The organism is Nonomuraea cypriaca (assembly GCF_015645445.1).
Classification (GTDB): domain Bacteria; phylum Actinomycetota; class Actinomycetes; order Streptosporangiales; family Streptosporangiaceae; genus Nonomuraea; species Nonomuraea cypriaca.
Window position 1 is genome coordinate 21,795 of sequence record NZ_JADOGI010000046.1, and the last position, 20,714, is coordinate 42,508.

At 70.0% G+C, this 20,714-nt stretch carries 26 protein-coding genes; 11 read left to right on the plus strand and 15 right to left on the minus strand.

The window, feature by feature from the left end; genetic code table 11:
- Positions 1-144 precede the first annotated feature (144 nt).
- On the plus strand, positions 145-765 hold the full coding sequence (locus ITP53_RS17415) for a copper resistance CopC family protein (RefSeq protein ID WP_195896445.1): 621 nt from the start codon (positions 145-147) through the stop codon (positions 763-765).
- 373 nt (positions 766-1,138) lie between these two features.
- Here ITP53_RS17415 and ITP53_RS17420 read toward each other — a convergent pair whose 3' ends face one another.
- Genes ITP53_RS17420 through ITP53_RS17430 form a run of 3 tightly spaced genes read right to left on the minus strand, consistent with a single transcriptional unit; the run spans position 1,139 to position 4,430 of the window.
- Positions 1,139-3,574, minus strand: coding sequence for an ABC transporter permease (locus ITP53_RS17420; protein WP_195896446.1), 2,436 nt, complete (start codon positions 3,572-3,574; stop codon positions 1,139-1,141).
- The gene (locus tag ITP53_RS17425) at positions 3,571-4,257 is read right to left on the minus strand and encodes an ABC transporter ATP-binding protein (RefSeq protein WP_195896447.1); all 687 of its coding nucleotides are present in this window, start codon (positions 4,255-4,257) and stop codon (positions 3,571-3,573) included. The genes ITP53_RS17420 and ITP53_RS17425 overlap by 4 nt, the downstream gene beginning before the upstream one ends.
- Complete coding sequence (locus ITP53_RS17430; RefSeq protein ID WP_195896448.1) at positions 4,254-4,430, minus strand: hypothetical protein; 177 nt, start codon at positions 4,428-4,430, stop codon at positions 4,254-4,256. The genes ITP53_RS17425 and ITP53_RS17430 overlap by 4 nt, the downstream gene beginning before the upstream one ends.
- 167 nt (positions 4,431-4,597) lie before the next feature.
- Between ITP53_RS17430 and ITP53_RS17435 the strand changes: the two genes are divergently transcribed.
- The 4 genes from ITP53_RS17435 to ITP53_RS17445 all read left to right on the plus strand — a co-directional run bounded on the left by ITP53_RS17435 (position 4,598) and on the right by ITP53_RS17445 (position 6,944).
- The gene (locus ITP53_RS17435) at positions 4,598-5,776 is read left to right on the plus strand and encodes a sensor histidine kinase (RefSeq protein ID WP_195896449.1); all 1,179 of its coding nucleotides are present in this window, start codon (positions 4,598-4,600) and stop codon (positions 5,774-5,776) included.
- Positions 5,773-6,426, plus strand: coding sequence for a response regulator (locus tag ITP53_RS17440; RefSeq protein WP_195896450.1), 654 nt, complete (start codon positions 5,773-5,775; stop codon positions 6,424-6,426). The genes ITP53_RS17435 and ITP53_RS17440 overlap by 4 nt, the downstream gene beginning before the upstream one ends.
- Positions 6,427-6,491: 65 nt before the next feature.
- Complete coding sequence (locus tag ITP53_RS59285; RefSeq protein ID WP_268961060.1) at positions 6,492-6,623, plus strand: hypothetical protein; 132 nt, start codon at positions 6,492-6,494, stop codon at positions 6,621-6,623.
- Between the two features lie 171 nt (positions 6,624-6,794).
- Positions 6,795-6,944 (plus strand): hypothetical protein, encoded by a 150-nt coding sequence (locus ITP53_RS17445; RefSeq protein ID WP_195896451.1) that lies wholly within the window; start codon positions 6,795-6,797, stop codon positions 6,942-6,944.
- Between the two features lie 124 nt (positions 6,945-7,068).
- Here ITP53_RS17445 and ITP53_RS59290 read toward each other — a convergent pair whose 3' ends face one another.
- On the minus strand, positions 7,069-7,203 hold the full coding sequence (locus tag ITP53_RS59290) for a hypothetical protein (RefSeq protein ID WP_268961061.1): 135 nt from the start codon (positions 7,201-7,203) through the stop codon (positions 7,069-7,071).
- Positions 7,204-7,395: 192 nt separating this feature from the next.
- On the opposite strand from ITP53_RS59290, the gene ITP53_RS17450 reads away from it, so the two are divergent.
- The 4 genes from ITP53_RS17450 (at position 7,396) to ITP53_RS17465 (ending at position 10,476) form a co-directional block, all read left to right on the plus strand.
- Entirely contained in the window at positions 7,396-7,635 is a 240-nt protein-coding gene (locus ITP53_RS17450; protein WP_195896452.1) for a hypothetical protein, read from the plus strand.
- Between the two features lie 71 nt (positions 7,636-7,706).
- A complete protein-coding gene (locus tag ITP53_RS17455) occupies positions 7,707-8,744 on the plus strand; it encodes a PLP-dependent cysteine synthase family protein (protein WP_195896453.1) in 1,038 nt (345 codons plus the stop codon).
- Positions 8,720-9,976 (plus strand): MDR family MFS transporter, encoded by a 1,257-nt coding sequence (locus tag ITP53_RS17460; protein ID WP_328814824.1) that lies wholly within the window; start codon positions 8,720-8,722, stop codon positions 9,974-9,976. Before ITP53_RS17455 ends, ITP53_RS17460 begins: the two co-directional genes overlap by 25 nt.
- Positions 9,977-10,197: 221 nt before the next feature.
- Positions 10,198-10,476 (plus strand): hypothetical protein, encoded by a 279-nt coding sequence (locus tag ITP53_RS17465; protein ID WP_195896454.1) that lies wholly within the window; start codon positions 10,198-10,200, stop codon positions 10,474-10,476.
- 3 nt (positions 10,477-10,479) lie between these two features.
- On the opposite strand, the gene chrA is transcribed toward ITP53_RS17465, so the two are convergent.
- The 8 genes from chrA to ITP53_RS17505 form a co-directional block, all read right to left on the minus strand.
- Positions 10,480-11,832, minus strand: coding sequence for a chromate efflux transporter (gene chrA, locus ITP53_RS17470; RefSeq protein ID WP_195896455.1), 1,353 nt, complete (start codon positions 11,830-11,832; stop codon positions 10,480-10,482).
- Positions 11,829-12,029: a hypothetical protein gene (locus ITP53_RS17475; protein ID WP_195896456.1), complete on the minus strand. Its 201-nt coding sequence runs from the start codon at positions 12,027-12,029 to the stop codon at positions 11,829-11,831. Before ITP53_RS17475 ends, chrA begins: the two co-directional genes overlap by 4 nt.
- A gap of 8 nt (positions 12,030-12,037) precedes the next feature.
- Positions 12,038-12,469, minus strand: coding sequence for a chromate resistance protein ChrB domain-containing protein (locus tag ITP53_RS17480; RefSeq protein ID WP_195896457.1), 432 nt, complete (start codon positions 12,467-12,469; stop codon positions 12,038-12,040).
- Positions 12,466-12,954 carry a Chromate resistance protein ChrB gene (locus ITP53_RS17485; protein ID WP_195896458.1) on the minus strand — a complete coding sequence of 163 codons (489 nt, stop codon included), beginning with the start codon at positions 12,952-12,954 and terminating at the stop codon, positions 12,466-12,468. Before ITP53_RS17485 ends, ITP53_RS17480 begins: the two co-directional genes overlap by 4 nt.
- Positions 12,955-13,254: 300 nt before the next feature.
- Positions 13,255-13,785 (minus strand): hypothetical protein, encoded by a 531-nt coding sequence (locus tag ITP53_RS17490; RefSeq protein WP_195896459.1) that lies wholly within the window; start codon positions 13,783-13,785, stop codon positions 13,255-13,257.
- Between the two features lie 31 nt (positions 13,786-13,816).
- The gene (locus ITP53_RS17495) at positions 13,817-14,089 is read right to left on the minus strand and encodes an MFS transporter (protein WP_195896460.1); all 273 of its coding nucleotides are present in this window, start codon (positions 14,087-14,089) and stop codon (positions 13,817-13,819) included.
- Positions 14,070-14,447: a hypothetical protein gene (locus ITP53_RS17500; protein ID WP_195896461.1), complete on the minus strand. Its 378-nt coding sequence runs from the start codon at positions 14,445-14,447 to the stop codon at positions 14,070-14,072. The genes ITP53_RS17495 and ITP53_RS17500 overlap by 20 nt, the downstream gene beginning before the upstream one ends.
- A gap of 127 nt (positions 14,448-14,574) precedes the next feature.
- Positions 14,575-16,548 carry a heavy metal translocating P-type ATPase gene (locus ITP53_RS17505; RefSeq protein ID WP_328814829.1) on the minus strand — a complete coding sequence of 658 codons (1,974 nt, stop codon included), beginning with the start codon at positions 16,546-16,548 and terminating at the stop codon, positions 14,575-14,577.
- 65 nt (positions 16,549-16,613) lie between these two features.
- On the opposite strand from ITP53_RS17505, the gene ITP53_RS17510 reads away from it, so the two are divergent.
- Both ITP53_RS17510 and hisG read left to right on the plus strand, forming a co-directional pair.
- Complete coding sequence (locus ITP53_RS17510; RefSeq protein WP_195896462.1) at positions 16,614-16,988, plus strand: ArsR/SmtB family transcription factor; 375 nt, start codon at positions 16,614-16,616, stop codon at positions 16,986-16,988.
- A 262-nt stretch (positions 16,989-17,250) separates the two neighbouring features.
- Positions 17,251-18,096 carry an ATP phosphoribosyltransferase gene (gene hisG / locus ITP53_RS17515; protein WP_195896463.1) on the plus strand — a complete coding sequence of 282 codons (846 nt, stop codon included), beginning with the start codon at positions 17,251-17,253 and terminating at the stop codon, positions 18,094-18,096.
- Between the two features lie 14 nt (positions 18,097-18,110).
- On the opposite strand, the gene ITP53_RS17520 is transcribed toward hisG, so the two are convergent.
- The 3 genes from ITP53_RS17520 to ITP53_RS17530 are packed head-to-tail and all read right to left on the minus strand — an operon-like array spanning position 18,111 to position 20,672.
- Positions 18,111-18,821: an energy-coupling factor ABC transporter ATP-binding protein gene (locus ITP53_RS17520; protein ID WP_195896481.1), complete on the minus strand. Its 711-nt coding sequence runs from the start codon at positions 18,819-18,821 to the stop codon at positions 18,111-18,113.
- 23 nt (positions 18,822-18,844) lie between these two features.
- Positions 18,845-19,603 (minus strand): cobalt ECF transporter T component CbiQ, encoded by a 759-nt coding sequence (gene cbiQ, locus ITP53_RS17525; RefSeq protein ID WP_195896464.1) that lies wholly within the window; start codon positions 19,601-19,603, stop codon positions 18,845-18,847.
- Positions 19,604-19,607: 4 nt separating this feature from the next.
- Positions 19,608-20,672: an energy-coupling factor ABC transporter permease gene (locus ITP53_RS17530; protein WP_195896465.1), complete on the minus strand. Its 1,065-nt coding sequence runs from the start codon at positions 20,670-20,672 to the stop codon at positions 19,608-19,610.
- Positions 20,673-20,714: the final 42 nt, after the last annotated feature.

A 20,714-nucleotide genomic window follows, 5' to 3' on the forward strand; every position in this document is an offset into this window, starting at 1 on the left:
CACCCCTGTCACAGCGGGTGCCCGCTACCTGCGACCGGATGCTGTCGCGCCCGGTCGGCTTCGGCATGCTGCCGGCCAGCGGCTGAGCTGCGCGCCTTCAGGCATCGATCAACCTGACCCATGCTCCCGTTGAAGAGGTTCACCGTGACTCATCAGATCAGCCGTCTTCTCGCCCTTGTGGCGATCGTTCTCGCAGCCGTCGGAGCACTGGGGGCTCCGGCCTTCGCACATGCCGGGCTCAAGTCCAGCGATCCCAAGGACGGCTCGACCGTCAAGGAGCTCATCTCCAGCATCGAGTTGGTGTTTACCGAGGACATCAACGCCAGATACACCACCGTGGTCGTCACCGGTCCCGGCGGCGCCAAGGTGGCCGACGGCAAGCCCCAGGTCAAGGGCGACACCGTGACGCAGGAGCTGAAGCCCGATCTGGCCGACGGGCGCTACGCGATCGCGTTCCGGGTGATCTCGGCCGACGGCCATCCCGTGGCCGAGGAACTCCACTTCACGCTCAAGGTCCCCGCACCCGAGGCGACGCCGACTGCGGAGAACACGGCCGGCGCCAGCGCTTCGCCGGAACAGAGCATGGCCACGCCGCTGCCGTCGTCGGCGGACCCGGTTTCGGCCACCCCGGCCGCCGCCTCTTCCACCAGCGATGGCGGCGCAGCGATGCCGACCGTCTTGCTCGTAGTGGGTGCGCTCGTGCTCGTCGCCGGCGTGGCCGTCTTCGTGGCCGGCCGAAGGCGTCCCACTCGCCAGAAAGCCTGACGCCGGCTTCCTGACGGCAGGTCTCCGAGGTAAGGCCGGTTCGGCCCGGAGACATGGCCGTCCGGGCTGACGATGCCTGCGGTGGTGCCGTCGTCGGCGCGGATGAGGGCGATCTGGCTGCGGGCGGCACGCAGCTGGGCAACTGTGCCCGCGACGACTGCGCCGGCCTTGCAGCCCGCTCCTGTCGTCTTCGCCTCTGCGGCGGCTGGGTAGCAGAGCGGCCAGGGCATCCCAGGCCGGCTGTGGGCGGTGGTCGCCGTTCTGGCCGGGAGGCATCTGGTACCAGGCCAGGCGTAAGGGGCGCGCCCGCGGACCAGGCCACATAGTGCGCGGCCGGGACGGCTCGCGTTCGAGCCGTCCCGGTCCAGCCGTCTCACAGGTAGGTGAGTGCTTCTCGGACGGTGATGCGCGAGGCGCGGGAGGCGGCGGCCTCGGTGGCGAGCATCGCGCCCAGAACGGACAGGACGACCCAGATGCCGACCGCGGGCAGCGAGACGCGGAACGGCAGCGGCGCCTTGGTGAACAGGTTGCCCAGCCCGACGCCGAGGACGGCGGTGAGCCCGAGCGCGGGGAGGATCGCGACCACGCATCCGGCCAGGGCGAGGAGGACTCCTTCCGCGACGACGATCCGGCGCACGGTCTTGGGGCGGGCGCCGATCGCGTGCATGACGCCGAACTCGCGGGTGCGGTCGAGGATGTTGGCGCTCATCGTCGAGGCCAGCCCGATGGCGCCGACCACGCCCAGCGGCAGGGCCACGCCCAGCAGGACCAGCAGCACAGGCCCCATGTGCCCGGCGGAGGCGGCGTTGGTGCGGCTGACCGAAGCGGCGACGCCCACGTCCATCCCCGCGCCGGTGAGCGCCCGCTCGACGGCGGCGGCCACGCTCTGGCGGGTCTGCTCGTCGTGGGCCGTGGTCATGACGCGGACCTGGTTGACGAGCGGTGGCTGCCCGCTGGCGGCGGCGAGGCCCGCGGCGGTGGTGTACGCGTCACCGCCGCCGCCCTCCCGTTCTTCGACGATGCCGGCGATGCGCCAGGTGCTGGGCTTGCCGTCGATGAACAGTCGCACGGTGTCCCCTGCTCCCAGTCCGGGGACGGTGTTGTCGCGGACGATCTGGCTGAGCACGACCGCGCCGGTCTCTCCCGGCTGCAGCCAGCGGCCTTGCAGCATGGTGGGCGGCGCGGGCAACGGGCCTTCGGGCACGGTGTTGACGGACACGCTGCCGTGTCCCTGGTCGGGGTAGGTGCGGGTGAAGGGCAGCGCATCGGGCCCGGCGATGCCGATCTTCGCTCGCTTCCACGCCTCGACCCGCTCGACGCCCGGCACCGTGCGCACCGCCTCGGCAACCGCGGCGGCTCGGGCGGGGGCGTCAAGTTGCGCGTCGACGTCCCAGTAGCGCTGCTGCCGGCGCTGTTCCTCGACGGCCTGGGTGCCGGAGTTGAGCGACATGCTGGCGACGAACACCGCGCCGGCGCTGGCCAGCATGCCAACGGAGAGCCAGAACCGGGCAGGCCGCCGGACGGTGTTGCGCAGCGCCATGAGCAGCCCGCGGTCGAGGCCGTGCAGGCGGCTCAGGCGGGCGATGGCGCCACTCGGTTTCGAACTGCCGCCGTGGTGGTCGATGGCCGCGCGCACTGTGATGCGGCTGGCCCTGACCAGCGGGCGCAGCGCCATCAGCGGCGGCAGGCCGAGCCCGACGGCGACGATCACCGCGTACGCCCACCAGGGCGCGGCGACGTTCGTGGCCTGGATGCCGAGAGTCCCCAGTAACCTCCCGAGCAGGTAGCGGCCGATCAAGGTGGCGGGGACGAGGGCGAGCAGGGTCGCCGCGGCGGACACCAGGAGGACCATCGCGAGGTAGAGACGCGCGATGCGACCCGAGTTCGCGCCTACGGCCTTCATGATGCCGATCTGCGGGATCTGCTGCGTGAACAGGTTGTTGAGCATGTTCGCGACGAGGATCGTGCTGAGCAGCAGCGCCGCCGCGCCGCCGGCCATGAGTGACAGCAGCAGCACGTCGGCCTGCCATTGGTGGGGGTGGGCGTACGGGGCAGGCACCTGGATCTCGGCGATCGCCAGGCCCTTGTCCCGCTGTAGCCAGGCGCCGACCTCGCCCGCGACCTTCACCACGGTGTCGCGGTCCCTGCTGGGGATGCGCTGCCCCGGCTCGGCGACCTGGATCTTGAGCTGGTCGAGCACGGCCGGTTGGAGCGAGGCGGCGGACAGGTAGGCGTGACCACGCTGTTCCTGGGGTGACGGGGCCAGGCTGGGGTCGTACACGGTGCCGGAGACGCGCAGCCGCAGCGGCGGCGCGCCCGGAGGCGTGACGGTGAGGCCGTCACCGGGCGCCACGCCGAGCAGGCCCAGCGAGTCGCCGCCGATCAGGATCTCGCCGGGCGGCGGGGGCCAGGTTCCTTCCTGCCGCAGGTCGAATTGGGCCATCCGCATCGGGTCGTCCGGCGCCGCCACGAACACCTGGAGCGGTACGGCCCGCTGCTGCCCGTTGACCGCGACCGCGGCGTCGAACTGCGTGCGCCCTGTCGCCTCCGACACGCCCGGCCTCTTGCGAGCCTCGGCGGCCAGCGCCGCCATGCTCGCCGGATCGAGGCCCCGGTCGAGCACGATGGTGGCCGAGGCGGGCTCGGTGCTCATGTACGCGCCGCTGGTCTCCCTGCCGATCGAGGTCCAGGCCGCCAGCAGCCCGCCGAACACGGTCAGGCTGACGGCGATCGCGATCACCATGAGGACGAACCTGGACCAGGAGATTCGCAGGTCCCTGCGGAGCTTGACCGCCATGAGGCCGTTCATGTGGTCACCACGTCGTCGTCGGTGATGATGCGGCCGTCGGCCAGGACGATCTCGCGCCCGACGATGGAGCGGATGTCACGTTCGTGGGTGACCACGACGATGGTGCGCCCCTCGGTGTTCAGGTCGGCGAACACCTCCAGCACGGCGTCGGCGGTGTGGGAGTCGAGGTTGCCCGTGGGTTCGTCGGCCAGCAGCAGCGGCGGGTCGTTGGCCAGGGCGCGGGCGATGGCCGCGCGTTGCTGCTGGCCGCCCGACAGCATGGCAGGCAGTTTGCCGGCCTGGTCGGCGATGCCCACCCGCGCCAGCAACTCAAGAGCGCGGTCACGGCGCCGGACGGCCGGGATCTTGGCGGCGAAGTCCATCGGCAGCATGACGTTCTCCGCCACGGTCAACGTGGGCAGGAGCTGGAAGAACTGGAAGACCAGCCCGACGTTGCGGCCCCGCCACTCGGCCAGCCCGGACTCCGACAATGCGCCGAGATCGGCCCCCGCCGCCCGCACGATCCCGGACGTCGGCCGGTCGATCCCGGCAAGCAGGTTCAGCAGCGTCGTCTTGCCGCTCCCCGAACGCCCCACGATCGCGACGAACTCACCCGCCTCGACTGTCAGGCTGAGATGGTCGACCGCGACCACCTCGCCCTCACCCAGCGGATAGCTCTTCACCACATCACTGATCTCGATCATTCAAAGCCTCCAGTGCTCGGCGCGCTGCTCGCGTTGTCACCGTGGCTGGGAATCTGGTGCCCCATCCCGCCTCCGCCGACGAGCATCATCGCCACGACGAACAGGACCACGACGGCCGCGACGATCGCCGCGACCTTCACCCAGCGGGGAACGCCCTCACCGGTTCCGGCCATATGCGCGCCCCTTCCGTGCGCCGTCATTGTTGACGGCCAAGTTACGAACGCCGCATCCCGCGCCGAAACGCCCCGCGAGCGGGTCTTTCACGTCCTCATTTCGTGGAGGCGGATCCCCCTGCGGGGCGACTCGCGCCAAGGACCTCGGGCGTTACTCTGACCGTGCCATGTCATCACCGGCCACAGCCCGTTCGCGGGCGCTCCTCGACACCGCTCTCGCGGCTGCCGTGTTCGTCGTCTCGCTGGCGCTGCTCGTACACGGCGGCCCCACACCGGTCCGTGCGGGTGCCCGCGGGCTCGACGCGCTCGGCGTGCTGCTCGTGGCCTGTTCGGCGGTGCCGTTCGTGCTCTGGCGGCGCTTTCCGCTGGCCGTCTTCACGGTGGCGGCGGGGGTCAGCGTGCTGCTGGCGGGGTTCGGCTATCCGGCCGATCTGGTGCTCGGGCCCATCGCCGCCCTCTACCTGCTCGCCGCCAACGTCCCGTGGACGGTACGCAATGCCGCCGTGGCGGCTGGGCTGCTCATCGCGTACCTGGGCGCTGCCGCGTACGCGCAGGAGGCCTTCCCCGGTGTCGGGCTCGTACACACCGCTCTGCCCTGGGCGGCGGCGTGGTTCGCCGGGGAGCGGACCCGGCTCCGGCGCGAGCAGGTGACCGAGTTGCGGCAGCGAGCCGTGGATGCCGAACGCGCGGCCGAACGCGAACGCCTGCGCGCAGTGAATGAGGCCGAGAGGGAGCGGCGGCTCGCCGTCGCGGAGGAGCGCGCCCGGATCGCCCGGGACCTGCACGATTCGGCGGGCCACGCGATCAGCCTGATCGCCGTCCGCGCCGGCGCGGCCAGGCTGCGCCGTCACCAGGACGGGGCATTGCGGTCCCTGGAGGCGATCGAGGAACTGGCCAGGCAGACTGTGGCGGAGATCGACCAGCTCGTCGGCTCCTTACGCGAAGGCGACCCGGAGCCGGCCGCACCGCTCGGGCTGGCCTCGCTCGACACCCTGATCGCCCACCACTCCGCCGCGGGACTACACGTAGAACTCGACCTCGCAGGTACGGTACGGCCGCTCGGCGGCACCGCCGACCAGGCCGCCTACCGCATCCTCCAGCAGGCGCTCGCCAACGCCGCCCGCCACGGCACCGGGCACGCCCGGATCGAACTCGACTTCACCGGCGAGGACTTCACGCTCACCGTCACGAACCCGGTGCGCGGAACACCGCCACGGGCGAACGGGCACGGAGTGATCGGCATGCGCGAGCGAGCCACCCTGGCCGGCGGCAGCCTCGACGCCACCAGACTGGAGAACACCTACCGCCTCCGTGCCCGGCTCCCCTACGGAGGGCACCAGCCATGACCCGAGTGCTCATCGCCGATGACGATCACCTGATGCGGGCCGGCCTGATCGAGCTGCTCACCGCCGACCCCGGCATCGAGATCGCCGGACAGGCCGCCACGGGTCACGAGGCCGTCGAGAGAGCCATCCGGCTTGCGCCGGACGTCGTCCTCATGGACGTGCGGATGCCCGACCTGGATGGCATCGCCGCCACCAGCCGGCTCTCCCGGACGACACCGGACGTGAAGATCCTCATCCTCACCACCTTCGAGCAGGACGACTACATCTTCGGTGCCCTGCGCGCCGGTGCCTCGGGATTCCTGCTCAAGCGGGCCCGGCCGGAAGAGCTGATCGCGGCGGTGCACACCGTCGCGGCGGGGGATTCGCTGCTGTCCCCGTCTGTCACCCGGCGCGTGATCGACCGCCTCTCCCGGCAGCCCGTCCCCGACCTCGCCGATCAGACCCGGCTCGACACGCTGACCCCACGAGAGCGCGAAACGCTCGAACTGGTCACCAGGGGGTTGTCCAACCGCGAGATCGCCGCCGCGCTGGTCGTCGAGGAATCGACCATCAGGAGCCATGTGAAGCGCATCCTGATGAAGCTCGGCCTCCGTGACCGCGTACAGGCCGTGATCTTCGCCTACGAAACCGGCATCAACCGCCCACGCTAGCTACTCGGTCGCGTCGGAACCCGGGCCGTCGGGACGGCTGGGCTGGCCGTGGCCATGGTGGGGCGGTGTCGCTGGCCGCCGTCTCCGACGAGAACGGCTATCTGTGGCCGTTCCTGCCCGGTCTGGTCCTGCTCTCGTTCGGGCTCGGCCTGTCCATGGTTTCGCTGACTCTGCCGGCCACTTCCGGAGTGCCGTGACGCTCATTCGACGGCGCCATCTGCCTGTGTTCTCTTCAGAGGAGTGATCCTCTTCGGGACAGCAGGAATAGGCGGCCGCCCAGCTCCCCTCAACGCATCGGTGCGCACTTTGTGCGCATGTCCGTCACTGTCTGCACCGATCGTTTACGTGTGCAGTGTTAGCGTCGGCTCATGGTGCCGCAGCCAGCCGACGACAACACGCCCAAGCGGCCTACGAGGGCGCGTCGCGTACTGGTGATCGCAGGCATGATTCTGCTGATCCTCGTCTCCCTTCTGCTGGGGGCCGTCACGTTCCTCATGGTCACCGCAGAGCTGGACTAATTGGTCTCGCCGGACGGAGCCGCGCAGCCGGTTGTGGAGGTACACCGGTGAAACGGCACCTGGTCGAGCTACGCCTGGCCGGCCTCATCGAGGCGCTCCATCACCTGACGTCCGGTATGCCTCATCACAGGTAGTTCACCAAATAACTTGCCGCCCAGATGAGCACTGCCGCGCCGAGCGCATAGAGCAGCACCAACGCAGCGATCTTCATCCAAGGCTTCACCTGGTCATCGTCCAGCGGCGGGCGCGTGACGAGCAAGGGGGCGGGTGCATAAGCACAAATCTTGCTTGTTACTGTACGTAGTCAATCATGTGCGGATTGTTGAGACCATCGTCGCGGCCACGCAAGTACGCGTGGTTCGTGGTCGTGCTCGGACTGCTCACGATCGCGCATATGTGGTCCCACGCGGCACATGTCGCCGATCACGTGGCGTCAGATTCGCTCACGGCCATGAGCCACAGCCAACACGAGCATGACCACGACGACCATGGTGAGCAGGCGCACTCGCATCCCTTCGTCGCATCCGACCTGAGCGATGCTCAGATGGGACAGGGCGAGTGGCCGGCGGTGGTGATCCTGCCCCGGGACGCCGAGCGGGATCTGGCCCCGGTCCCGATGGGACGGGCGCCGCCCCGTAACCACCGTGGACGAGCCGCGCTCACCCAGACGCTCGAGGTGTGCCGCTGCTGATGCGGACGTGTACGTCACCGTCCTCAACAGTCAGCGACCTGGCGCGACATGCGCCGAAACGAGTGTTCACCATGTCTTCATCCACCACCGAACTCACCACGACACACCTGGTGGGACGCACACCTCTTTGCTGGATCGGGGAGCCGTTCGCCTCCGGCGGTCGGGGTTTTTGGGCCAAGCTCGAAGGCGCCAACCCCGGCGGGCTGAAAGACCGGGCCGCCCTGCACATCGTCAAGCAGGCCAAGGCGCGCAGGGAACTGGCTCCCCGCGCGATGATCGTCGAGTCCAGCTCCGGGACGTTCGGGCTCGGGCTGGCGCTGGCCGGCATCGTGTACGGCCATCCGGTCACCGTCGTGTCCGACCCCGGCATGGAAGCGATCATCGAAAACCTGCTCGTCTCCTACGGAGTGCACGTGGAGACCGTCATGCAGGCCCACCCATGCGGCGGCTGGCAGCAAGCGCGCCTGGACCGCGTGGCCCAGCTGATGACCGGCCACCCCGGCTCCTACTGCCCTGACCAGTACAACAACCCGGACAACGTCGAGGCCTACGCAGGCCTGGCCGACGAACTCGCCGCCCGACTCGGCCGGGTCGACGTGCTGGTGTGCAGCGTGGGCACCGGCGGGCATTCGGCGGGGATCGCCAGGCGCCTGCGCCTTCGTCACCCCGCGTTGCGCCTGGTCGGAGTGGACTCGGTCGGCTCAACCATCTTCGGACAGCCGGCGCGGCCCCGCCTGATGCGCGGGCTGGGCAGCAGCATCCATCCGCGCAATGTCGCCCACGATGCCTTCGACGAGGTGCACTGGGTGGCCCCGCAGGAGGCGGTGTGGGCCAGCCGCACGCTCGCCCGGACGCACTACGCGACCGGCGGGTGGAGCGTGGGGGCCGTCACCGTCGTGGCCTCCTGGTACGCCAGGACCCGGCCGTCCGGCACCCGCATCGCCGCGGTCTTTCCCGATGGCCCGGCCCGCTACTACACGACCGTGTTCGACGACGCCTACTGCGCCGAGCACGACCTTCTCGACCGCCCACCGGCCGACGAACCCGACGAGATCAAGGACTCCGGCGAGGCCGAGGTGACCCGGTGGACCCGGATGGTGATGCGCTGATGTGGCGCCGCTTCCGTTCCTTCGACCGCAGCGTCCAGTTGCTCATGGTGAACCAGTTCGCCATCAACGTCGGTTTCTACATGCTGATGCCCTACCTCGCCGGGCACCTGTCCGACAGGTTGTTCATGGCGGCCTGGGCCGTGGGGCTGGTGCTCGGCATGCGCAGCCTCAGCCAGCAGGGCCTGTTCCTGCTGGGCGGGACACTCGCCGACCGTCTCGGCTACCGGCCCGTCATCATCGCCGGCTGCCTGCTGCGGACGGTGGGCTTCGGTCTGCTGGGGTTCGTGGACACGCTGCCCGCCCTGCTCGTCGCCTCGGCGCTGACCGGATTCGCCGGGGCGCTGTTCAACCCGGCGGTGCGCGCGTACGTCGCGCACGGCGCGGGCGAGCGCAGGGTGGAGGCGTTCGCCCTGTTCAATGTCTTCTACCAGGCGGGAATCCTGCTGGGCCCGCTGATCGGCGTGGCCCTGCTCGCGGTCGACTTCCGGCTGGTCTGCATGGTGGCGGCCGGGGTGTTCGCGGCCCTCACCCTGCTGCAGCTGTCCGCCTTGCCGCCGTGCCACAACGAGAAGCCGCAGCGTGGCAGCGTGCTGGCGGACTGGCGGGATGTCGCGGCGAACCGGCCGTTCCGGATGTTCGCGCTGGCCATGGTCGGCTCGTACGTGCTGTCGTTCCAGATCTACCTGGCACTGCCGCTGGCGCTGGGTGACGACGACGCCGTCAGCGCGTTGTTCGTCGTGTCGGCGCTGGTGGCCTTGCTCGGGCAGATGCACGTCACCGACTGGGCACGCAGACGATGGACGGCCTCACAGGCCATCGCCCGCGGGCTGGCCCTGATGGGGCTCGCCTTCGTGCCGCTGATCCCGTATGGGGTCGCGGGTGCACCGGTGCCCGTGGCCGCCGCGTTGGCCTGCACGGTGCTGCTCACGCTGGGCACGGTGCTGGCGTACCCGTTCGAGATGGACACCGTCGTGGCGCTGTCGGGCGGGCACCGGGTGGCCACCCACTACGGCTTCTACAACACGGTGGCCGGCATCGGCGTCGCCACGGGGAATTTCGCGGTGGGCCGGCTGCTCGACCTCGGGTCGGCCTGGGCCTGGACCGGGCTCGCCTTCACGGGGGCGGCGGGCGCGGTGGCCGTGCGACGGCTCGAGTGGGACCGCGGCACCGCCGGTAGGTACCGGCTTTGGGGACGTCCGCGCCGTACCTCGTCCACGGATACACGGTTGTGAACGCAATCTTCCAAGCGTCGTCCTGACCTCGGCCTCCGCTGGCGAGACCCAAGCGCACGCCAGCGTCCATCGCCGGCGGAGGCCTCCACCACGAGTACGTTCATGTCGCCGTTCTCGACGACCTCCTCGGTTCGCAGAAGCACTCAACGACGGTACGAGCGTCGCCGGATGATGGCCGTGCGACCTCCCGCGAATGGAGGCCCCATGACCGGTCGCCAGATGTGGATCCATGGTGGGACGGCGCCGGCGACTGCCGTACTCGTACTGGTGGTGACGCTCCGGCTCGGGGGCGGCGGCCCGCAACCGCAGATCGCGCGACTGCCCTCGCCGGGTCCGGTGCCACCCCGCCCGGCACCCTCGGCGGAGCCGGACACGACCTCGACGCCTGCATCGGCCGGCTGGCCACGCTGCCGCGCGGTTCATGGCCGATGCGCCCGGTCCTGGCCGTTGCCCTGACGGTGGTGAGCGCCCCGCTCAGCCTGTTCCTGCTCCCGCTGTGAAAGTCACAGCAGCACGGTGGCCAGGCCGAGCAGGCCGCAAATACCAAGGATGCGGAGCATCGGCCATTTCAGGACGAAGGTCATGAGCAGCGCGGCCACGGTGATCACGAGGGCGGCGGGGCTGATCGTGCCCGTCTCGGGGAGCTGGATGCTGAACGGGCCCCAGTCCCAGGGGACGGTGCGGGAGAACAGGGTGTGCTCGGCGAAGTAGAGGGCCAGGTTGGCGATGACGCCGACGACGGCGGCGGTGATACCCGTCAGGGCGGCGCTGATGGCGGTGTTGTGACGCAGCCGCTCGACGTAGGGGGCGCCGAGGAAGATGAACAGGAAACACGGCACGAACGTGACCCAGGTGGTCAGCAGGGCGCCGAGCAGCGCGCCCGCCCACGGGGTAAGCGCACCGGGATCGCGGTAGGCGCCGAGGAAGGCGACGAACTGCACGACCATGATGAGCGGCCCAGGCGTGGTCTCGGCCAGGGCCAGGCCGCGGACCATCTCGCCGGGCGTGAGCCAGGCGTAGGTCTCCACGGCGCGCTGGGCGACGAAGGCGAGCACCGCGTACGCCCCGCCGAAGGTGACCAGGGCGGTGCCGGAGAAGAACAGGCCCTGGGTGGTGAAGACGCTGTCGGTGCCGAGCAGCAGCGCGACCGCGGCTACCGGCAGCCACCAGGCGACCAACCCCACAGCCAGGATCTTGCCTGCGGAGCGAAGGCTGGGCTGTGCGTGATGCAGGGCGTCGTCGGGGATCAACGGGGCCGGCCCGCCATCCCCGCCGTGCCCGTTGCCCTTTGCGAGAGCGTGCGGGGCCACCTTGGACACCGTCCAGCCGATGAGGGCGGCGACGGCGATCACGATCGGGAACGGCACGCCGAACAGCGCCAGCGCGAGGAAGGCGGCCACCGCGACGGCGACGAACACCGGATGCGTCAGCGAGCGCTTGGCGACCCGGATGACGGCCTGGGCGACGATGGCCAGCACCGCCGGAGCGATCCCGGCGAACAGCGCGGTCACCACGGTGGTGTCCTGCCACAGGACGTAGACGACCGACAGCGCCAGCAGCGCGAGCATGCCGGGCAGGACGAACAGGGTGCCGGCGACCAGCCCGCCCCGGGTGCCGTTGAGCAGCCAGCCCACGTAGATGGCCAACTGCTGCGCCTCCGGGCCGGGGAGCAGCATGCAGTAATTCAGCGCGTGGTTGAAGCGCTGCTGGCCGATCCAGCGTTTCTCCTCCACCAGGCTGCGCTGCATGACGGCGATCTGCCCGGCCGGACCACCGAAGGTCTGCAACGAGATCAGGAACCAGGCTCGTACGGCCTGCCGGAAGGGGATCACGTCTTCGGTTGTCTGCTGGGTCATGGCGACCTCCGTGGTCGGGGACAGGGGGTGTCGTCACGCTTCTCGTCCGGCAGCCGGACCGGCTGGAACAGCCGCCAAAGCGCCAGGACGAGGCCGATCACGAGGCTCCCCGCAACGGTCCTCGTCGGCAGCAGCCCGTCGAGACTCAGGATGCCGCCCAGTTGGACGGCGGCCACGCCGCACCCCAAATCACGCACGGCCCCGTTCATGCCGGTTCTCGCCCCAGCAGCAGGCCGCGCCGGTAGAACTCGTACAGGCCGTCGAAGACCGCCCCGGCGATCTCCAGCACGCGCTGGTCGTCGCAGGTCATCGACAGGCCGCGCAGGATCGCGTCGAGCCCGGGCGCTTCGGGGGCGTCAAAGCGCTCGTCGTCGATGTCGGCCTCGTGGACGATCTCGGCGATCTTCCACAGCACCGGATCGGCCAGCTCGTAGCGGTGCAGGATCGTCTCGAACGAGCAGTCTCCGCCGTGATGGGACAGCTCCACGCCGCGCATGTCGAAGGGCGTGGCGTCCTCGGGCACCTCGGCAGGGTCGCCGACGAACACGAATTCCGCGTCGGGGTCGAGATGGCGGCGGATCAGCCAGGCGCAGGCCGCCCGGTCGATGTGCACCCCGCGACGGGTTGCCCACTTCACCGCGACTCCTCCTTCACGGCGGCGCTCTCCTTCGCCAGGATTCGTACGGCGAGGCGCGCCTCGTCCCGCTCATCCGGCGGAAAGTAGTCGCGGCGGCCGATCCGCCGCAGCTCGGCCTGCAACCGCTTGACCGCCCTGGCCCGCTCCCCCGGCCGGGCCTGCGCCGCGCTGTGCGCCTGCGCGATCACCGCCTGATATTCGTCCGCCCTCGCCCGGCGCATCTCCGCCGCGATCGCCTGCTCCTGCCCCTGACTGCCAGGCGCGGCCAGCCAGAGCGTCGACGTGCCGCCCATCTCGCCGATCTCCTCGGCAATCCACTCCAGTTGCTCACGCGTACGCGCGTCGGCGGGCAGCGCGACCAGCCCATCGCCGAGCCGCGCCACGCCTAGCCGGTCGAGCTTGCGCCAGATCGTGATCCGCAGCGTGGACGGCTGCCTGGGTATCCGGTACGCCAGCAGCACCCACTGCCCAATCGCCCCCGTCACGGCCAACCTCGCTCGCTTGCCATCAGAGTATTGAAACCATAGATACTGTAACCATGGTTACACTCCATTTGGGAAGTCCTGCCTGAGACAGGCCTCCTGGGAGGATCGGACCGAATCTTGGCGTCAGCCACCGCCCGAGATCTGAAACGCGCACTTCGGACCGCTGATCACCGCGTTCGCGGTAGGGCTTCGAAGCGGGCACGTCCTTTCCGCACGGCGGTGAGGCCGGGAGTGCAGGCGGTACTGACCCAGGCCTGACGGGTGCGGCCCCACCTCGCCAGAACTGTCGGGACAAAGCCGTCAGGCCGTGAGGTAGTGAGCGCGGCGCAGCACGAAAGGCACCACCAGGAACGCCACGCCCGCAGCCAGGAAAGCGCCCGCCCCGACGGCGCCGACGGCCCCGGCGGCCCGCGCGGCCAGAGGTGGGACGGCGGGCTGTGCCAGACCCCACGATCCCTGGAAGGCGAACCAGCGCGGCCGATCGGACTCCGGCGCGGCATCGGCGACGACTGACTTCCAGCGGCCGAGCAGCACGCTGTTGACCGCGGTGCAGGCCAGGTAGACGGCAATGGTGAGCGGCGGGCTGCTGGTCAGAGCCATGACCAGCGCCAACGCTCCCAGCAGCACCGTGCCGCCGCCGAGGATGACCCCGTGCGCGCGTCCAGCCAGCAACCGCCGGGTCGCCCACAAGGCCAGCGGAGCCATCACGGCCGCACCCGCCAGCGTCAGACCGGGCACCCACGCGGCCACGCCGCGCTCCAACAGCGCCAGCGGCAGGTACATCATCACCGCCAGGGAGCCGACCGCGAACGCGGTGCCTGCCACGGTCAACCGCAGAAGCACAGCCGGTGGACGCCATCGCTCAGCCGCTCCGGCGCGGCGCGCGCCCGCGCCCGTCCTCTTCGCGGGGCAGGAACGCCATCGCCACGGCGGCCGCCGCCAGGCAGGTGAGCGCGTCAGCGGCCACCAGCCAGCGCACTCCCAGCGGTAGCAACACTGCGGCCAGCAGCCCTGCGACCGCTCCGGCTGCCGACAAACCCACGCCCATCACCGCATACGTCGTATGGCGCTGCTCGCCCGAACTCGCCCGCGCCAGCAGTTCCTGGGCCGCCGGCTCATACAGCTCGAAGGCCAAGTCCGACCAGTGCGATCGCGATCAGGACCTGTGCCGGACCGTGTGCCAGCGCCAACCCGATCAGCGCCGCGCCGGTCGCGGCCAGCCCGGCGGCCAGCACGCCGCGGGGCGAGCAGCGATCCAGCAGGAACGCCCCAGCCCAGCGCGAGGCCAACGCCGTCACCCCGAACAGGGCCAGCGCCGCCGCGACCAGATCCGGCCAAGGCCGCTCCTGGTGGGCGAGCACGACGGCGTGGTGATCGGCCCCGGCCGGACCATCGGGGGCGTTGACGGTGGCCGCCGAGCGCCGCCCCCACTGCTCAATGAACCAGGCAGCGATCCGATCGCCGGCACGGCTGTTCCGCCGTTCCTCAACCACGTCATCGCAGTCGAAGATCCAGATGGCCCGCTTCGACGCGAGCGGGGACGACCCCGTCCGTGATCAGCGTGGTTCCATCTCCACGACCGCACCCAGCGCTGCTTGAGCCTGTGGTCGTGGGGGGAGATCAGCTTTCTGTACGGGTGGCGCGTCGCCAGGCGGCGTTGCGCAGCAGGCGCAGCCCGTTGAGGCCGACGATGACGGTGGAGCCCTCGTGCCCGGCCACGCCCAGCGGCAACGGCAGGTCGCCGAACAGGTCCCACGCCACCAGCACGGTGATGAAGGTGGCGGCGATGACGAGGTTGGCCACCACCAGGCGGCGGGCCCGGCGAGCCAGGGCGATCACGGCCGGGATGGTGGCCAGCTCGTCGCGGGTGATGACCGCGTCTGCGGTGTCCAGGGCCAGGTCGGATCCGCCGCGGCCCATCGCGATGCCGACGTGCGCGGACGCGAGCGCGGGGGCGTCGTTGACGCCATCGCCGACCAGGGCCACCTTCCGACCGGCGGCTTGCAGATCGTGCACCGCGCTCACCTTGTCGGCAGGCAGCAGGTCCGCGCGGACCTCGCTGATGTGCGCATGCGCGGCGAGCCGGGCCGCCGCACGGGCGTTGTCTCCGGTCAGCAGCACCGGTGCGAGGCCGGTCAACGCCTTCAGGCGATCCACCGTCTCGGCGGCGCCAGGCCGCATCCGGTCGGCCAGGGCGAGCACTCCGACCACCGCACTGTCCACCCGCACCACCACGGCTGTCTGCCCGCCGTCCTGCAGGCCGGCCACCATTTCAACTGCGCTGCGGTCGCTACCGTCGAGCAGATAGGCCGGACTGGCGACCTCGACCACGCTGCCGTGGATCCGGGCACGCACGCCGCGCCCGGGCTCGGAGCTGAAATCGTCCGCGGCCTCCAGCGCCACTCCGCTCTCGCGGGCGGCCTGCACCACGGCGCGGCCCAGCGGATGCTCCGACCCCTGCTCGGCCGCGGCCGCCTGCGCCAGCAGCCGATCTTCCGACAGCCCGGCACCGGCGAGCACGTGCACGCCCGTCAGCTGCGGGCGACCCTCGGTCAGCGTGCCGGTCTTGTCGAAGGCCACCTGATCGGCGGTGCCGAGCTGTTCCATCGCCACAGCAGATTTCACCAGCACGCCGTGCCGTCCGGCGGTGGCGATGGCGGCCAGCAGCGGCGGCATGGTGGCCAGCACCACCGCGCACGGCGAGGCCACGATCATGAACGTCATCGCGCGCAGCAGACTGTCCTGCACGGTCACGCCCCACACCAGCGGCAACGCGAACAGCACGAGGGTGGCGGCGACCATCACGACGGAGTAGCGCCGCTCGATCTTCTCGATGAACAGCTGGGTGCGCGCCTTGGTGGCGCTGGCCTGCTCTACCATGGCCACGATCCGGGCGATCACCGTCTCGCCGGAAGGCCGCGTCACCTGCACCCGCAACACGCCGGTGCCGTTCAGCGTGCCGGCGAACACCTCATCGCCGGCCTGCTTGTCCACCGGCAGGCTTTCACCGGTGATGGACGCCTGGTCGACGGCGCCGGCACCAGCCAGCACCTGCCCGTCCGCGCCGATGCGTTCCCCCGGCCGGACCAGCATCACGTCGCCGACCTGCAGGGCCGCGGCCTCGACCACCTCCTCGGCGCCCTCGGCGTCCAGCCGGGCGGCCTGCTCGGGCGCCAAGTCCAGCAGGCTCCGCACCGAGTCCTCGGTGCGCTTGGTGGCCAGCGCCTCCAGCGCGCCGGAAGTGGCGAAGATGACGATCAGCAAAGCGCCGTCGAAGACCTGCCCGATCGCAGCCGCCCCGATCGCCGCGACGACCATCAGCAGGTCCACATCCAGTGTCCGCTCGCGCAGCGCCTTGAGACCCGCCAGACCGGGCTCCCACCCACCGGCCGCATAGCACCCCAGATACAGGGCCCACCACAGCCACGATGGTGCCCCGGCCAACTGGCTGACGCCGCCGACGGCGAACAACACGGTCGCGGCAGCCGCCCAGCGCACCTCCGGCAGCGACCACATCCCGGACCACCGCGACGAGACGGCCCTGGCAGATGTGGTGACCTGGCCGGTGGCTGGAGCTCTCAGTTCTGCTGTCACCACGTCATCGTATATGCGTACTCACGCAGATACGCAAACAGGCAGATACAGGGTAGGCTGAGGCCATGCACACGTCGCTGCCGGACTTCGACATGCCGAATGAAGAACAGGTGCACCTGGCCGCCGAGTCGTTCCGGCTACTGTCCGACCCCACCCGCATCAAAATCCTTTGGGCGTTGCTGCAGGGCGAGTCCAACGTCGCCTGTCTGGCCGAACTCGCCGACGCCGCACCCACCGCGGTCAGCCAGCACCTGGCCAAACTCCGCCTGGCCGGCCTGGTGAAGGGCCGCCGCGAGGGCACCTTCGTCTACTACAGCGCCGCCGACGAACACGTGCGCCGCCTGCTGACCCAGGGCCTGTACCACGCCGACCACATCGACAGCGATGATGTGGATCATTCCTCCGGCATCGCCACTCCCGCGGCCGACTGTAACCGCTGACGGCCCGAACTTCTCTGGCCGGCCACGCCAGGTGGCGGCCAGGTCGGAGTGTGAGTTGCCCGCCACGGTGCGCCGGGCTTGCTCGCGCGATGGCAAAGGACAGGAGTGCCTTCGGTCAGACACGGGCTCCTGGCTTGCGGGGAATGAACCTGCTGGCGGGACAAACGTATGTATGTATGCACGTGACAACGGTTCGGGTGCCGGCCGACGGCGGGAGCTACCGGCCGCGCCGGTAGACGCCGCCCAGAGCGGGTCGTAAGCCATGCTGCGACTCGACGTCCCCAACAAGGGTGAGCTCACTGACCGCGCCCAGCTGATGCTGGCGGAGGCCGGCTACGGCCGGCGAAGGGACAGCAAGGAACTGCTGGTCGTCGATCCAGACAACGCCTGCGAGCTGTTCTTCCTGCGTCCACGAGACATTGCCGTCTATGTCGGTGAGGGCATGCTGGATGCCGGGATCACCGGCCGCGACATGCTCGTCGACTCCGGGGCGCGGGCTGAGGAGATCACGGGGCTCGGTTTCGGTCGTTCAGCCCTGTACTTCGCCGCCCCGCCGGGCTGCTGCCGCACCGCAGAGGACCTGAACGGCCTTCGCGTGGCCACCTCCTATGCGGGGCTGGTCGAGAAGCACCTGGCCGACATCGGGGTCGATGCCCGAATCATCAAGCTGGACGGTTCGGTCGAGACCGCGATCCGGCTGGACGTCGCCGACGCAGTGGCCGACGTCGTCGAGAGCGGGACTCGTCTTCGCGAGGTCGGGCTGGAGGCCATCGGTCCGCCTGTCCTGCGGTCGGAGGCGGTGCTGATCAAGCGGCTCGGGGCACCTGCGGAGAACGGGCTACGGCAGCTCATCGGGCGGCTCAGCGGTGTCCAGGTCGCGCGTGACTTCGTGACCATGGACTACGACATCGCCCATGAGCGTGTCGGGGAAGCGATCGCGATCACGTCCGGCATGGAGGCGCCCACCGTGTCGGAGCTGAGCAGGGACGGCTGGGTGGCGGTCAGTGTCATGGTCCCCCGCGAGGGCCACCAGCGGATCATGGACCGGCTGTGGGAGGCCGGTGCCCACGCCATCCTGGTCACCGACATCTACGTCTGCCGCATCTGAGCAGAATCACCGGCTCACATGGGCGTTTCAACCGAGAAGCCGTACGGGAGTTCCAGGCGATGCCGGCCCAGGAGTTCGGGGTCGGCGAGGATCGCGGCCGTCGGGCCGTCCGCGACGATGGTCCCGCCGGACAGGATGAGGGACCGCTCACACAGTTCGAGGGCGTACGGCAGGTCGTGGGTGACCATGAGGATGGTGACATCGAGCCCGCGCAGGATGTCGGCCAGTTCCCGGCGCGCGGCCGGGTCCAGGTTCGACGAGGGCTCGTCGAGCACCAGGATCTCAGGTTCCATGGCCAGCACGGTCGCGACGGCGACGCGGCGGCGCTGGCCGCCGGACAGATGGTGCGGTGGCCGCTCGATCATGTTGAGCATCCCGACCCGCTCCAGCGCCTCGCAGATCCGCCGTTCCAGCTCTTCGCCTCGGATGCCGAGGTTGGCGGGGCCGAAGGCGACGTCCTCGCGGACCGTCGGCATGAACAGCTGGTCGTCGGGATCCTGGAAGACCAGGCCGACGCGGCGCCGGATCTCCTTGAGGTTGTCGCGGGCTACGGGCAGCCTGCCGACGGAGACCGTGCCCAGGCTGGGCGTGAGGATGCCGTTGAGGTGCATGACCAGGGTGGTCTTGCCTGCGCCGTTGGGGCCTAGCAGCGCGACCCGTTCTCCCCGGTCGATCGACAGGTCCACGCCGAACAGGGCCTGGGTGCCGTCGGGGTAGGCGTACATCAGCCCTTCGACCAGCAGAGAGTTCACAACAGTCCTCCGATGAGTATCGTGATCGCGGCGGCGGGCAGGGTGGCGGCCAGCGCCCACTCCGAGGCGGAGCCGCGCACGTCGTGGATGATGGGCATGGTTCCGGTGTAGCCGCGGCTGAGCATGGCCAGGTGCACGCGTTCGCCGCGCTCGTAGGAGCGGATGAACAGGGCTCCCGCCGAACGTGCCACGACGGGCAGGTGCCGGATGTCGCGTGCCACGAACGCGCGGGACTCCCGCGCTATGCGCATCCGGCGCATCTCGTCGAGGATCACTTCGACGTAGCGCAGCATGAAGGAGGCGATCTGGACCAGCAGCTGCGGAAGCCGCAGCCGCTGTGCGCCGAGCAGCAGGGTCCTCGGCTCGGTGGTGGCGGCCAGCAGGATGGAGGCGATCACACCGAGGGTCGCCTTGGCCACGATGTTCCACGCGTCGAGCAACCCGTCGGCGCTCATCGACAGGCCGAGGACGGTCATGCGCTCCCCCTCGGACAGGAACGGCAGTGCGACCGCGAAGATCACGAACGGCACCTCGACGACCATCCGCCGCAACAGCATCCTCAAGGGGATGCGAGCCGCCACAGCCACCGCGCCGAGCAGCAAGAAGTAGAGGGCGAACGCCCAGAACCGTTCCCGATCGGTGGCCACGACGATCAGGACGAACGCGATCAGCGACAGGAGCTTGCACTGCGGCGGGAGCCGGTGCACGGGCGTGTCGGCATGGAGATACAGGTGGTGGCTGCGTCCGGCGGCCATGGAGTCACGATTCCGGGGTCAGTGGCTCGGCGATGGTCGCGGCGCCCGACCGGCGGCGGGCCCTGCGTCGCAGCGACCAAGTCACAACGGCGCCCACCCCCAGCGAGATCCCCACCCCAATCGCGCCGGCCAGTCCTACGGACAACCGTTCGTCACCGACACCCTTGACGCCGTAGTCGGCGAACACCGAGTCACCCAGCGGATTGTCCTGAGCCTGAGACAGGAATCCGTAGTCGGCTGCCACCCGCTCAAGGCCGTCAGGGTTCGCCGAGGCGTAGAAACTCACCAGTCCCGCGAGCACGACGGCGGCGGCGACTCCGCCGAGGAGAAACGGCCGAAGCCGCGGAGCCGCGCGATGGCCTCCCTCCGCCTGCCGAGCCTGAACCAGTTCACCGGAGGCGGTACGCAGCATCGAGGGCCTGACCAGGCTGCGCGCGCCGTAGACCAGGTCGGGCCGCACGGCCAGCACGGTACTGACGGTCAACGCCGTGATCGCGCCTTCACCCAGGCCGATGACCACGTGCACTCCACCCATGGCCGCGGCGACCGTGACGGGATCGATCGAGGAGGTCCCGCCGATGGCGTACAGCCCCGTGAACGCCAGGGCGGACATCGGGACCGACACCATGGCTCCGACGAAGGATGCGATGACGACGCCGGTACGGTTGCGTGGCGCCAGCTTGCCGACTCCGCGGAAGATCCCGTATCCAGTCAGGACGGTCACCAGCCCCATCAGGCAGATGTTGACACCCAGGGCCGTCAGTCCTCCGTCTGCGAAGAACAAGGCCTGCACCGTGACCACCACGGCGATGCACAGGACTCCTGTATATGGTCCGACGAGGATCGCTGCCAGAGCGCCTCCCAGCAGGTGGCCGCTTGTTCCGGCACCGACGGGAAAGTTCAGCATCTGGACGGCGAAGACGAAGGCGGCCACCAGCCCGGCCAGCGGAGCCATCCGGTCGTCCAGTTCATCTCTCGCCCTGCGCAGGGAGTAGGCGACGCCACTGGCAGCCACGGCGCCCGCGGCAAGAGACATCGGAACGGTGAAGAAGCCGTCAGGTACGTGCACGAGATCCTCCGGGATTGCTTCCCAAGCGATTGGCTTCGCAAC

Coding starts and splice junctions, on each gene's coding strand:
- ITP53_RS17420 (WP_195896446.1), bottom strand. CDS start 3,574: ATGAACGGCCTCATGGCGGTCAAGCTCCGCAGGGACCTGCGAATCTCC.
- ITP53_RS17425 (WP_195896447.1), bottom strand. CDS start 4,257: ATGATCGAGATCAGTGATGTGGTGAAGAGCTATCCGCTGGGTGAGGGC.
- ITP53_RS17430 (WP_195896448.1), bottom strand. CDS start 4,430: ATGGCCGGAACCGGTGAGGGCGTTCCCCGCTGGGTGAAGGTCGCGGCG.
- ITP53_RS17435 (WP_195896449.1), top strand. CDS start 4,598: ATGTCATCACCGGCCACAGCCCGTTCGCGGGCGCTCCTCGACACCGCT.
- ITP53_RS17440 (WP_195896450.1), top strand. CDS start 5,773: ATGACCCGAGTGCTCATCGCCGATGACGATCACCTGATGCGGGCCGGC.
- ITP53_RS17445 (WP_195896451.1), top strand. CDS start 6,795: ATGGTGCCGCAGCCAGCCGACGACAACACGCCCAAGCGGCCTACGAGG.
- ITP53_RS17450 (WP_195896452.1), top strand. CDS start 7,396: ATGAGCCACAGCCAACACGAGCATGACCACGACGACCATGGTGAGCAG.
- ITP53_RS17455 (WP_195896453.1), top strand. CDS start 7,707: ATGTCTTCATCCACCACCGAACTCACCACGACACACCTGGTGGGACGC.
- chrA (WP_195896455.1), bottom strand. CDS start 11,832: ATGACCCAGCAGACAACCGAAGACGTGATCCCCTTCCGGCAGGCCGTA.
- ITP53_RS17510 (WP_195896462.1), top strand. CDS start 16,614: ATGCACACGTCGCTGCCGGACTTCGACATGCCGAATGAAGAACAGGTG.
- hisG (WP_195896463.1), top strand. CDS start 17,251: ATGCTGCGACTCGACGTCCCCAACAAGGGTGAGCTCACTGACCGCGCC.
- ITP53_RS17520 (WP_195896481.1), bottom strand. CDS start 18,821: ATGTACGCCTACCCCGACGGCACCCAGGCCCTGTTCGGCGTGGACCTG.
- cbiQ (WP_195896464.1), bottom strand. CDS start 19,603: ATGGCCGCCGGACGCAGCCACCACCTGTATCTCCATGCCGACACGCCC.